At 67.4% G+C, this 13,559-nt stretch carries 6 protein-coding genes and 1 pseudogene; 6 read left to right on the top strand and 1 reads right to left on the bottom strand.

Annotated features, from left to right (window positions below; all coding sequences use genetic code 11):
• Positions 1–8: 8 nt before the first annotated feature.
• Entirely contained in the window at positions 9–710 is a 702-nt protein-coding gene (locus tag NR810_RS15815; RefSeq protein WP_257453438.1) for a class I SAM-dependent methyltransferase, read from the top strand.
• A gap of 49 nt (positions 711–759) precedes the next feature.
• Positions 760–1,524: a 2OG-Fe(II) oxygenase gene (locus tag NR810_RS15820; protein WP_257453439.1), complete on the top strand. Its 765-nt coding sequence runs from the start codon at positions 760–762 to the stop codon at positions 1,522–1,524.
• A gap of 116 nt (positions 1,525–1,640) precedes the next feature.
• On the opposite strand, the gene NR810_RS15825 is transcribed toward NR810_RS15820, so the two are convergent.
• Complete coding sequence (locus NR810_RS15825; protein WP_257453440.1) at positions 1,641–10,007, bottom strand: non-ribosomal peptide synthetase/type I polyketide synthase; 8,367 nt, start codon at positions 10,005–10,007, stop codon at positions 1,641–1,643.
• Between the two features lie 459 nt (positions 10,008–10,466).
• Here NR810_RS15825 and NR810_RS52810 point away from each other — a divergent pair.
• The 4 genes and pseudogenes from NR810_RS52810 to NR810_RS15845 all read left to right on the top strand — a co-directional run.
• Positions 10,467–10,634, top strand: a pseudogene (locus NR810_RS52810) (acyl-CoA dehydrogenase family protein); the annotation flags it as partial.
• 21 nt (positions 10,635–10,655) lie between these two features.
• Complete coding sequence (locus NR810_RS15835; RefSeq protein WP_257453442.1) at positions 10,656–11,480, top strand: acyl-CoA dehydrogenase family protein; 825 nt, start codon at positions 10,656–10,658, stop codon at positions 11,478–11,480.
• A 157-nt stretch (positions 11,481–11,637) separates the two neighbouring features.
• On the top strand, positions 11,638–12,438 hold the full coding sequence (locus tag NR810_RS15840; protein WP_407653788.1) for a 2OG-Fe(II)-dependent halogenase WelO5 family protein: 801 nt from the start codon (positions 11,638–11,640) through the stop codon (positions 12,436–12,438).
• Positions 12,435–13,559: a zinc-binding dehydrogenase gene (locus tag NR810_RS15845; protein WP_257453444.1), complete on the top strand. Its 1,125-nt coding sequence runs from the start codon at positions 12,435–12,437 to the stop codon at positions 13,557–13,559. The genes NR810_RS15840 and NR810_RS15845 overlap by 4 nt, the downstream gene beginning before the upstream one ends.

A 13,559-nucleotide genomic window follows, 5' to 3' on the forward strand; every position in this document is an offset into this window, starting at 1 on the left:
TCTGCGACATGTACCTGACCAAAATCAATGCCCAGCCGGTCGACGGCAACTTCGACTGGAACGGCTACTTCTCGGCGCGTCAGCATGAATCGATTCTCGAGGGAATCGAATGCCGCGGCCTCCTCGAGAGCGTCCGGGCGATGCTCGCGGAGGACAACGCCGTCCTCACCCTGTCTCTCACCCGGGTGCTGCGCGCCCTGCTCAAGGACACGCCACTTGCCAAGCCGCGGATCCTGGAGCTCGGCGCCGCGACCGGGTATCTGACGCGTTGGCTCCTGCACCGCTATGGCGGCCACGCCACGCTGGTCGACAACAGCCCCGGCTCGCATGCCGCGTATCTGGCGGTTCAGGACCCGGTCAAAGAGCACATCGACTACGTCCGCAGCGACCTGTTCGCGCTCGATCTGCCCCGCGAGTTCGACCTGACCTGCAGCTTCGGGCTGATCGAGCACTTCGCCGACAAGCGCGAGGTGCTGGCGGCGCACCGGCGCTTCATGAAGGAGGGTGGGCGATCGCTGGTGGTCATCCCCCTCGACACCAAGCTGACGCGGGTCTTCTACGAGGTCCATCCCGAGCAGAACCTCGGGTATCGCGAGCTGCTCACGATCCCCGAGCTGAAAGCGGCACTCACCGACGCCGGCTTCGAGGTACTCGGCGTCGAGGTCAGCCAGGGCTTCGCGTATGACTACGCTGCGGCCCTGTGCCGCTGATCCCTCCAGCTTTTCATGCTAGATGAACCCGTAGCCAGATAGGGACCCGATGAAAGCCACATACATAGACGAACAAGTCGCTGTCTTCGACGATGTGCTGTCACCAGAGGATTTCAAGAACTTCTGGAACTACTGCCAGAATGAGACGTGGGAGAGCGTGCACGCTCAAACGCGCCTGGGCGTGTTCCGTCTCGATGATGGCGACCCCCTCTGGGGTAAGCAGGTCGCGTGGCCGTCCATGCCGCTCGAGGGCATGCTTCCGCCGGGCCTCGACCTGAGCAAGGCACCGCTCAAGTTCTACCCGACCCGTAAGGCCATCGACCCCGTGCTCGAAGCCATCAAGGCCCGCTGCCCTCACGTCACGAGCCTCATCGGCAAGGAGGGAGAGGATTGGGCGGGTATCAGCGTGAGGCCGTACATCTACCCGCGAGGCTCGGGGGTCTCCTGGCACGCGGACAATGGTCCCTACTCCGGCGCGGTCATCTTCTACGCGCACCCCGAATGGAACGTGCTCTGGGGTGGAGAGTTGCTCATCGCGGACCCGTCCACGAAGTTGGTGGAGGCGCCGGGAGCGGGCGTCCATCAGAGGTTGGATAATCGCGCCGAGAACGAGGAGATCCTTCGCAACGGATTCGGCCGTTACGTCATGCCGAAGCCCAACCGCATCGTGTTCATCGCGCCCGGCTACCGCCACATGATCGCGAAGGTCACGCCCGCGGCCGGAAACCACGCGCGGGTCTCGGTCGCCGGCTTCTTCATCACCCCCGAGGGGGTCATGCAGATGGCGAAGATGTTCCTCGAACAGGGAGTCTGATTCCAGACCCGGGCCTCCCCTCCAGGAGGCCCTCCCCTCCCGCTCCCACCTGGAAGCGGTCATGGCAGGTCTGGCACGGCGGGTACGGTTCCCCGCCGTGCCGAAACTGGAGCGCTCTAGCTGCCGGTTCGCTCATCCCGTAGCGGCATCTGCATGTAGTCCTCCATCGCCGCCGCGAGAGCGCCAACGCCTTCTGCGCTGACGATGCCGTTGTGGTCCCCCACCATCCTCACTTCGGTCAATCCGCCTCCGGTGACTGTACGCCAGCGGCGTAGATTGGCCGCCGCGTCGTCAGGCGGCTGACCACCGGCCCAGGCGTGGAGCCCGCGTACCGGCAATGGGGCGACATTCCACGTTTCGAACAGCACCCGGTTTCTCCGGTAGGTACGGAAGAGGCTTCCGTTCACATCAGTCTGCGCCTGCAGGTAGGGGTCGTTCACGGCATCGGAGATGCCAAGGGTTGCCAGGAACCCGAGCCGCTCATCCTCTTCCGAGGGCTCCTCGACTCCAGCCATGAGCCGGCGCGCTTCCTCGGGAAGCCAGGAATCGATGAGGAGCAGCCCGGATGGCTCCACCAGGCGCCGCTCGCGCATGTAACGCAGCATCTCGAGCGCGATGATTCCACCCATCGACCAGCCGCCGAGCCACCAGGGCCGGCCGTCCAGGACGTCGCGCAGGGCGTCGACGTAGCGGACCGCGAGCTCGCCCAGGCTCTCCATCGGCATCGATGGATCCTCGATGAACGGAGACTCGATCGCCAGGACGTGCCGCCCCTTCAAGGCTCGGGCGAGCGGGTAATAACTGAAGACCGTTCCCTGGACCGCATGCACGAGCACGATGGGCGCCGAGCCATCATCCCCACTCTGAAGGAGACGCACCGTCGGCCGGCGGCCAACGCCAGTCGCGAGCGACACGGGGGGTTGTAGCGCGGGCAACCGAGCATCGACCGCATGGGCCAGGGCCTCGAGGGTCTGATGCTCGAAGACGTCCCCGACGTCGAGCTCGAGCCCCTGCTGCCGCGCGCGGCTGACGACCTGGATGCTGCGCAGTGAATCGCCACCGAGATCGAAGAAGTTGTCGTGCGTGTCGACCTCTTGCACCTGCAGCGTCGCCGCCCAGATCTCCGCCAGTTTGCGCTCGGTCGGCGTGCGCGGCGGCACGCGTGCGCGGCGGCCAGCGCTCGGATCCGGAGGCGGCAGCGCTCTGCGGTCGACCTTGCCGGTCGGCGTGAGCGGCAAGGCCGCCATCGGGACGAAGATCGTCGGAACCATGTAGCCAGGCAGGACACGCAGCAGCTGCGCGCGCAGCGCTCCGGGCTCGAGCGACACGGCGGGGTCGGCGACGACGTAGGCCACGAGCTGCCTACCATTTTGACCGCCCGGCATCGCGACGACGACGCTGTGGCGCACGCCGGCGCAAGCGGCGAGCGCCGTTTGGACCTCGCCAAGCTCGATGCGGTAGCCGCGGATCTTGACCTGCCCATCGGCGCGCCCAACGAAATCGAGCGTGCCATCTTCGAGCCAGCGAGCGAGATCGCCCGTCCGATAGGCGCGCTCGCCGGCATGGAAGGGATCGGCGATGAAGCGGTCGCCACCACTCGCCGCGGCGTGTCCGACGTAGCCACGGCCGACCGGTGTTCCCGCGATGACGAGCTCGCCCAACGCGCCGACCGGCTGCTGCTTCCCCTCGGCATCGAGCACGTAAACGCGCCCGTTGGCGACTGGCCGGCCGATCGACGGCCTGGCGGCGATCGGCGCGTCAGGCGCGAAGTCGATCAGCGTCCCGACGTGCGTCTCCGACGGACCGTAATGGTTGTGCAGCCGGATGCCACGCGTGCGCAGGAACTGTCGCAGCCGCTCGTTGACGGTCAACGCCTCGCCGGCAACGATGATGTCACGCACGCAGGCGGGCACCCACTCGAGCATCGCGGCGTCGCCGCTCATCATCACGAGCAGCGCCGTCGGCAGATACAGCGTTGGGATGCCGTAGCGGGCCACGACACCCAAGAGCCGCGGCAGATCGCCGCGCGTCGTGCTGTCGACCAGGTACAGCGTGCCACCGCTCAGCAACGCCGAGAAAATCTCCTGGAACGATACGTCGAAGCTCAGCATCGCGAACTGCAGCACACGCCCGAAGTCCACCGGCGTGCGCCCGAGCTGATGGCGGATCAGATTGACGCCCGTCTTGTGCTCGATCATCACGCCCTTCGGCATCCCCGTCGAGCCCGAGGTGTAGATGACGTAGAGCAGGTTGTCGGGCCCGCTCGCTGGAGGTAGCGGCGTGGCGTCCGCGTCCCAGCCCTCCATGGCGGCGAGATCGATCGTCGTAACGCCGGGCCGGGCACTCGTTACCAGTCCCTCGCCGAGCACGAGCCGCGCGCCGCTGTCCTCGAGCATGAACTGCTGCCGTGCCTCCGGCAGATCGGGCGCCACCGGCAGGTAGGCGCCACCCGCCTTGAGGATCGCGAGCATTCCGACGATGGTGGCGGGCGTGCGCTCGGCGATCAAACCGACGATGACATCGGCGCGTACGCCGTGCGCCTGCAACGTGCGCGCGAGCCGATTGGAGCGGCGCTCGAGCTCACCGTAGGTGAGCGTCTGCTCGCCCTCGGGCGTGTAACCGACGATGGCGATCGACTCGGGAGCGCTTCGCGCCTTTTCCGCGAACAGCGCCGCGACCGTGACGGCTGGCGGTGGATCAACGGGGCCGGTCTCGAAGGCGCGCAGCTTCTTCAGCTCCCCGTCGTCGAGCATCGGCAGCTCGGCGAGGGTCGCCGTCGGGTCCGCGAGCACACCGGCGCACAGCCGGTCGAGGCAGTCGATGAAGCGTTGGACCGTCGTGGCCCGGAACAGATCGGTCCGGTATTCGACGAGGAGGAGCAGACGGCCCTGATCCTCCCGTGCGACGAAGGTCAGGTCGAACTTGGAGACACCGGGCTCGATGGAGCAGGACTCGAGCCTCATTCCCGGCACCTCGAGCGCCGCGATCTCCATGTTCTCGAGCGAGAACATGATGTCGAAGATCGGATTGCGGCTCAGCTTCCCATTCACGCCAAGCGCGGAGGTGAGATCCTCGAAGGGGTAGTCCTGATGCTCGAAGCTCGCGAGCGTCCCCGCCCGCACCGCCTCGAGGAACGTCCTGAATGGCAGGCGGCGGCGCGGCGCATTCCGCAGCGCCAGCGTGTTGACGAACATGCCGACCACGCCCTCGAGCTCGGCGTGCCGGCGGCCGACCACCGGCGTTCCGAGGACGACATCCTCGCTGCCCGTCAGGCGCGAGACGAGCACGTTGATCAACGACAGCATGACCATGTAGAGCGTGACGCGCTCCTGCTGCGCGAACGCCTTCAAGGCGGCGGTGGTCTCCGCATCGAAATAGTGGACCAGCCGCGATCCAGGGCCCCCGGCCGTTGGCGGACGCGGCATGTCGGTCGGCAGATCGATGGCGGCACTCTCCTCCGCGAAGACGCCGCGCCAATAGGCGGCGAGGCGGTCATGGTCCCTACGCCCCGCCGGACCCGTGCTCCACACCGCGTAGTCCTTGAATTGCAGTTGCAGGGGTGCGAGCCGCTCGCCGCCATAGAGCGCCATGAATTCGCGAACGAGCACCGCCAACGACGTGCCGTCGACGGCGATGTGGTGGACGTCCACGAACAGCACGTGGTGCTCGGCCGCGAGCCGGATGACGTCGACACGCAACAGCGGAGCGACGCCGAGGTCGAACGGCCGGATGAGCGACTCGAATGGCGTCCCTTCGGGCCAGGCCTCGTGATAGCGCACGGCGAAGGGGACGTGCGCCGCGACCTTCTGCACGGGCACACCGTCGACTTCGTGGAACGACGTGCGCAGGCTCTCGTGGCGCTCCACGAGCGTGTTGAAGACCTCCTCCAGGCGCCGCAGGTCGAGGACCCCCCTGAGATGAAACGCCGCCGGCGTATTGTAGGTCGTCTGCTCAGGCGACAGACGCGCCAGGAAGAACAGCCGGCGCTGCGCCGACGCCAGCGGATAGGCGTCCGCCGATGGGGCGGGCTCGAGCACGGCAGCGCCGACTCCCTCGACCTTCGCGGAGCGGACGGCGTCGGCCTGCAAGGCGATGGTCGTACGCTTGAAGAGCTCCTCGAGCGGCAAAACGACGCCAAAGCGCTCGCGCAACTTGGAGCACAAGCGAATGGCCTTCAGCGAGTCACCGCCCAATTCGAGAAACTCATCGTTCACGCCGAGCGAGGAGTAGCCGAGCAGCGCCTGCCATAGCCCCGCGATCTCCCCCTCGAGGTCGTCGCGTGGCGGCACGAAGCTGGTGACGAGCGCCGGCCGCGGCCGCGCGGCCCGCTGCGGCGCCGCGTCGGGAGCATCGTCCTTGGACGCGTTCTTGCGCACCCATTGAGCCAAGCGCAGCTCCAGATCGCCGGTGGAATGCACCAGATGCGCGATGTCGAAGGCGAGCGCATGCCGGAAGGCGGCGGCGCCTTCCGACTCGTTCATTGCCAGCGCCGCGAGCGTAGCGCCGACCTTGCTGCCATCCGCTGCATCCGCGGCGACATCCCAACCGTCCCAGGCAACGCTCAGCCAGGGGGCGCCACCACGCCGCGCCTGGATCGCAAACACATCCAGATAAGCATTGACCGCGGCGTAGGCTCCGAACCCCAGGCCGCCCAACACGGTCGAGATGGAGGACATGAGCAGCACGAAGTCCAGCTTCTGCCCCGCGAGTACGTGGGCCAACGCTTCGGTGCCGGCCACCTTGGCGCGAACCTGCGTTGCCCAGTCCGTCCGCCGCAGTGCTCCGAGCGAGCGGAACGAATCGCCGCGCACCGTGCCGGCCGCGTGCACGACGCCGTGCACATCACCGAAGCGCTTCTTCGCCTCCGCGATGACGGCGTGCAGCGCCGCTCTGTCGCCAACGTCGGCGCGGGCGACCATGACCTCGGCACCGTCCGCCTCCATCTGACGGATGGCGGCGTCAACGGCCGCCGTCCTCTCGCCGCGCGCGACGAGGACGAGGCGGGCCTTGCAACTCTTCGCCAGATGGCGAGCGAGGAGCAGGCCGACTCCGCCCGTGCCGCCGGTAATCAGATAGACGCCGTGCGTCCTCAGCCTGGCACCAAGACGAGCCTCGTCCGGCCGGGCTCGGGCATCCATTCGCTCGTAGCCCGGGAGCCACCGCAACCCGTACCGATAGGCGCACTGCACCTCGGCGTCGACGGCCATGACCTCGCCCGCGATCGCCGCGATGCTCGCGGGCTTCTCGATGTCGTCCACATCGACGTGGCGGCAAACCAGGCCGGGCATCTCCTGCGCCAGCACGCGGCAGACCGCCGCCGTCGCAGCCTGCTCCGGAGCGAGCGGCTCACCCCCGGTGACCTCGACGGCGCCGCTCGTCAGCACGACCAGCTCGAGAGGCTGGCCGCGCAAACCCTGGCTGGCTTTTTGCGCCAACAGGACCAGGCTCTGCGTGACCTGTTCCTGACGCGCCAGGAAGTCCTCGACGCCCGAACAAGGCGGCGCCGCGAGCGCCCCCAGATAGAGCACGACGTCCGGCTGCCAACCCCGCTTCGCGAGCGTCGCGAGGGCCGAGCCGGGCTCCTCCGGGGCGCAAACCACGTCGGCGCCCACACCACGCAGGGCCGCCGCCAGGCGCTCGTCGACGCCGCACCCGCCGCAGGCGACGAACACGCGCCGCCCGGACGCCGCAGGCGCTGGGGCAAGGGTAGCGGCGCGCCGCCAGGCAGGTAGATAGAACCATGCCGCCGGATCCCGATGCTTCTTCAGCGACGCTTCCCGCGGCGCCGAGGCCCCGCGCAGAATGCGCTCGTGCTCGGCATCGTCGATCGCGTAACGGGTCTGCGCGAAGGGATAGGTCGGCAGCGACACGCGACCTCGCGTGCCTTCCGGGTGCATGCGCTCCCAGTCGACGTCGACGCCACGCTTCCAGAGCTGGGCCAGGACGTTGGTGAAGTACTGCGTGTCGTCAACCCGGCTCTCGCGGTGTTGGATCAAACTGAAGAGCCGCTCGTCGCTCGCCTCGCCGACGAACCGCGCGGCGAGCCCCACGAGGTCGCGTCCCGGTCCGAGCTCGACGAAGAGCGTCGCCGGATCCGCGGTCAGTGTCGCGATGCCCTTGGCGAAGCGCACGGTGCCGCGCATCTGCTGCATCCAGTAGGCCCGCGACGTTGCCTCCTGGGGCGTGATCCAGGTCCCCGTCAGGCTCGAGATGTACGGCGTACTCGGCGGCGCCAGCTTCACCTGCTCGAGCAGCTCGGCAAACGGGCTCATGAGGTGATCGAGCACCGCGGAGTGCCCGGCATAGGCCATGGAGAGCCGCATCGGCAGCTGGCCGCGCCGCCGCATCTCGCGCTCGAAGCCCGCGATCGCCGTGGTCGAGCCGGCGACGATGCACGACGGACCGTTGGCGACGGCCAGCGACAGGTCCGGGCCCAGCAACGGCGCGAGCTCCTCCTCGGTCAGCGCGACGCTCACCATCGCGCCCGGCGGCGCCTCCTGCATCAGCCGGCCGCGCAGGGCCACCAATCGCAGCGCGTCCTCGAGCGAGAAGACGCCCGCGAGGCAGGCCGCGACGTATTCACCGAAGCTGTAGCCGATCATGGCCTGGGACCGGATGCCGTAGTGCCCAAGAAGCCTGGCCAGCGCATACTCGAAGCTGAAGATCAGCGGCTGAGACACGTCCTGCCGGTCGAGCGGCAGAGCCCGTCCGCCGGATGGATAGAGCGCATCGCGAAGATCCATCCCGCAGGTGGCGCGTAGCTGCTCGAAGCAATACGCCAGCTCGCGATGGAAGACCGGCTCATTGGCGTCCAGCCCTCGTCCCATGCCGACGTACTGGGAGCCTTGCCCGGAGAACATCCACACGACGCGCCGATCCCCGAGCGGCACCTCGGCGGCGGAGCCCTCCGCGGCGAGAGACTCGAGACGCCGTCGCGCCGTGTCGAGGCTGTCGCAAACGATCGCTTCGCGCCAGCGTTGAGCCTTGCGGCCCATTTGCAGCGTGTACGCGACATCGGCGAGGGCCGCGTCGGGGCGTTGCCCCAGTGCCTCGGCGAGCCGCGAGCCAATCTCGCCCACGGATTGCCGTGTCCGGCCGCTCACGGGCAGAACGTGCCACGAACGGCCGCTGGCGACCCGGGGCGTTGGCGGGGGCGCTTCTTCGAGCACCACGTGGGCGTTCGTCCCACCGATGCCGAACGAGCTGACCCCAGCGCGCCGCGGCTGCCCGTCCCGACGCTCCCAGGCGGACAGCTGGGAAACGACGTAGAACGGCGTGCCGGCAAACGCAATCTTGGGGTTCGGGCGCTTGAAATGCACGGTCGGCGGAAGCATCGCGTGCTTGAGGCAAAGCACCGTCTTGATCAGGCCAGCGACGCCCGCGGCCGCATCGGTATGGCCGATGTTGGCCTTGATCGAGCCGAGCCCGCAGCGGCCACCAGCAGCGTCGCCGAAGACCAGACGCAAGGCCTCGATCTCGATCGGATCGCCCAGCGCCGTCGCCGTTCCGTGCGTCTCGATGTAATCCACCGACGACGGCTCGATGCCGGCGAAGTCGTAGGCGGCACGGATGACGCGCGCCTGCCCCTCGACGCTGGGCGCGGTGTAACCCACCTTGTCGGCGCCATCGTTGTTGGTGGCCGTGCCCCGGATCACGGCGTGGATGGTGTCACCATCACGCACGGCATCCTCGAGCAGCTTGAGCACGACGACGCCACAGGCGTTGCCTTCGACGGTACCCGACGAGCTCGCGTCGAACGGGCGGCAGTGGCCATCGATCGACAACACCATGCCGGGTTCATGCACGTACCCGCTGACCTGCGGCAGCGTCACGGAGACGCCGCCGGCGACGGCGAGCTTGCATTCGCCACCGAGGAGCGCCTGGCAGGCGAGGTGGATCGCCACCAGCGACGTCGAGCAAGCCGTCTGGACCTGATAGACCGGGCCGCGAAGACCGAGGCGGTAGGCGACGAGCGAGCAGAGGTAGTCGCGATCGGAGAGCTGCTGCGCGGCCATCGACTCGGCGGCGCCACTCGCGCCGGCCAATGCGGTCAACAGCTGCCAGCGCAGATTCGGGCTCGCGCCAGCGAACAGGCCGATGGCCTGGGGAGTGCGCCCGGGGTCATAGCCGGCGGCCTCGATCGCCTCCCAGACGCATTGGTGGAAGAGGCGGATCTGCGGGTCCATCCGCTCCGCCTCGGCATCTGTGTAGCCGAAGAACTCGGCGTCGAAGCTTTCGATGTCCTGCAGGACGCCCTTGGCGCTGACGAAGCCCGGCTGCGCCATGAGCTCGGCATCGGTACCGGCGCGCTTGAGCGCGTCAGCCCCGAAGAACGTGATCGACTCGACGCCGTCGCACAGGTTCCGCCACAGCTCGTCGAGACCGCGAGCACCAGGAAAGCGGCCTGACATGCCGATGATCGCCACCTCCAAGCCCGTGCCCGCAGTGCTCTCGCCTTGGCCGGCTTCGCCCTCGACCATCATTCATTCATCTCCAGGTGCGCGCGGATGGAAACGACTCTTCGTGAGTGACGACGACTTTGTACGGTCGCGTCTCGTCGCCTTATCATCGGCGATGGGTTAACTAGCTCAACTCACGGCTATCTGACAACTTGACATTTCGTCATTCAAGGTATCTGCCCGCCGTGCACGGTCGCGAGCTCCTCGGGGTGTGCAACGAACGCCTGACACCGCTCCGCGGCACATCGAACGCGGGGCCATGCGCCATCGAAGTTGCCCTCGTCATACTTGTCGGTCTCGCTTCGGAAACGGTATGTTCGCCAGCGTCCGGCGTGAGCCGGTGCGTAGGAGGATGACCTGGGACTCTGCGATCTCGATCCGGCGCGAAAAGCACAGTGGCATGGCTTCCAGACGGCGCTCACGGAGCTCGGCGCCGCTGACGCCGAAACCTGGGACGAGGCCGGACGCATCCCCGAAGGGGTCATCGCTGGCTTCGCGGCTCGAGGTCTGCTCGGAGGGCTGGCCTCCAAGGCGGCAGGCGGTGGCGGGCTCGACCCGCTTGGCCTCGGCCTCCTGGCCGAAGCCGTCGGGGCAACCAGTGCTTCCCTCGCCAGCCTGCTCACCGTGCATTCGATGGTGATTCACGCGGTCGAGCGATTCGGTGGAACGCATTTGAAGCAGCAACTGCTGCCCCGCCTCGCTCGAGGCGAAGTGATCGGCGCGTTCGGGCTGTCCGAGCCCGGCGCCGGCACCGACATCAGTGCCATCAGCACTGAAGCGACGTTGGCGACCGATTCCGTCACGGTGTCCGGGGCCAAGACATGGATCTCCTTCGGCCGCGACGCTGGCGTGTTCCTGGTCTTCGCCCGTAGCGCACGCGGACCCTGTGCCTGCATCGTCGAGGCTGGCTCCCCCGGTGTCGGGATCGAACCGGTCGACGGGATGCTCGGATTCCGTGCGGCGCGTCTCGCGACGCTTCGCTTCGATGCCTGCCAGGTCCCCGCGCAGCGGCTCGTCGGCCGCCCTGGCTTCGGCCTCAGCATGGTGGCGCTCGACGCATTGAATCAGGGGCGCCTGTGCATTGCATGGGCGAGCTGCGGTGCTCAGCGTGCCTGTCTTACCGCGACCATCCGACATGTCAGCGAGCGGCGGACGTCGCGCGGTACGCTCGGCGACGAACCCAGCGTTCGCAGCGCCATCTGCGACATGCGGCTCCAGCTCGAAGCGTCGCAGGCGCTGGTGCTCGCCGCCACTGCCGCCCTGGCGCGGCGTGACGGCGACGCTCCGCAGCGGCTGATGGCGGCCAAGCTCTTCGCCTCGGCCGGCAGCGCGCGCACGGCGGCGCGCGCCGTCGAGTTGCTCGGGGCAGTCGGCTGCAGCTCGCGCACCCCCGTCGCCCGTCACTTTCGCGATTCGAAGGTCCTCGAGATCATCGAGGGGGCGAACGACATGCTGCGGACCTTCCTCGGCGAGCGCTATATCGCCGAGAAAGAATGAGCAGCGCCCCGACTGACGCCAATCTCAAGGGCCAGGAATAGCGCGAGCTTCTCCTGCGTCTCTCAGTTGAGACTTGACCTACGTTCTGACCGTATGGTTAGGTTTCCAACATCAATTCTTAACGACTACCATCGTCCTTGTTATGTCCTCTTCGAGCATGAGAAATCTTTCGCCGGTCGCGCGCGACTCCTCTTGGGATGTTCTCGCTGCCCAAGAGCTTGACCGGGACTCCTGGCAGCGGCTCCTTCGACACGAGATCCCCGCGGTTGTCATTCGCGGCTTCGCCACGCCGGAGGAGTGCAACCGTCTCGTCGAGCGGGCGCAGGTGATTGGATTCCAATCGTATGAGAAGGTCGTGCCGCCGATCGACCGGATTGGCGTGACGGTGTTCGAGCACAACGGCTCGGACGTCTCGGGCTACTTCGAGAAGGCCAAGGGCTTCCAGGCGCTCCAGGGCGAGATCTTCGCGCAATCATTCTCTCCGGTCGAGCGCTTGATGAGCCGGTTGCGTCAGGCGCTCGGGGTGCCGGTCCAGGTCGCCGCCGATCCAAAGCACGGTACCTACTGCGCGGGCCTCATCCGCCGCATCGAGAATGGGACGCTGCTCCACATCGACTTCGCCCCCGCCGAGCAACCGGAGTGGTGGGTGGCACAGGTCCAGTCACAGCTCGCCTGGAACCTCTACCTCGAGCTCGACCCGGTGAGCCCTGGCAAGACGTACGTCTATGATCGCGCATGGACATCCGCGGATGAAACCCTCAAGGTGCCGGGCACGTACGGGTACCAGCGCTCGGTCGTCGAGGGCGCGAAGAAGTACACTTTGAAGCCCACGAAGGGCGACGTGTACATCTTCAATACGCGGAACTTCCACGAGGTCGATCCGAGCGGCGGTCGTCGCACCACCGTGACCTCGGCGATCGGCACCCTCCCCGACGGCAGGATTGTTCTCTGGTCGTGAGCGCACCCCACTTCTGCACTGCGGCGGTCATGCACGGCGCTGACCGCCCCGTTGAACTCCAGCGCTTCTCCGCACCCGAGCTCGAGCCGGGCGGGGTCCTGCTCGAGACGATCTTCTCCGAGGTATGCGGGACTGACGTTCACCTGTCACACAGCCGGCTCGCCGGTGTGCCCTACCCGATCATCCCCGGCCACGTCTCCGTCGGAAAGGTCCTGGACGTGCGCGGCGAGCCGCGCGATGTCGACGGCCGGCCCGTGCGCATCGGGTCCACGGTCACGTTCCTCGACGTCGTCGAGACCTGCAACGCCTGCTGGTTCTGCCTGGTCGCCAAGATGCCGAACCGCTGCCCTTCACGGCGCGTCTACGGCGTCACCTACTCGGCGAAGGAAGGTCTGTACGGCGGCTGGTCGCAGCTCATCTACCTCAAGCCCGGGGTCTCCATTCTCGAAGTTCCGCCGACGCTCAAGGCGGAGCGGGTGATCGCAGGCGGCTGCGCGCTGCCGACCGCCATCCACGCCGTCGACACGGCGCGCATCAAGCTCGGGGATCGCGTGCTGGTCCAGGGTGCGGGTCCGGTCGGGCTGAGCGCGGCCGTCCTGTCCCTCCTGTCTGGCGCGGGCGCGGTCTATATCGTCGACCGTCACGAGGTGCGGCTCACGATGGCCCGAGAGTTCGGGGTCGATGAGGCCATCTCGCTCGACGCAACGGGTTCCAACAGCCACGTGGATCGCGTTCTCGCGCTCACCGATGGACGCGGTGTGGACGTCACGATCGAGGCCACCGGCGCTCCCGCGGCGGTCAAGGACGGAATCCACATGACCCGCGACGGCGGGCGCTACGTGATCGTCGGGCACTACACCGATCACGGCGAGGTGGGGATCAACCCCCACACCGAAATCAATCGGAAGCACATCGAGATCCGCGGCGTGTGGGGCGTGGACTTCAGCCACTTCTACCGCATGCTTCGCATCCTCGACCGGCACGGCGCGAAGGTCGCCGGTGGCAAGGGCTGGGAACACATGGTCAGCCGCATCTACGGCCTCGACGAGGTCAATCAGGCCCTGGCCGACGTCGAGTCCGGTAGAATCGTGAAGGGACTCATCCGCCCCAATTCCCCCTGA

The sequence above is a fragment of the Archangium lipolyticum genome (assembly GCF_024623785.1).
GTDB classification, from domain to species: domain Bacteria; phylum Myxococcota; class Myxococcia; order Myxococcales; family Myxococcaceae; genus Archangium; species Archangium lipolyticum.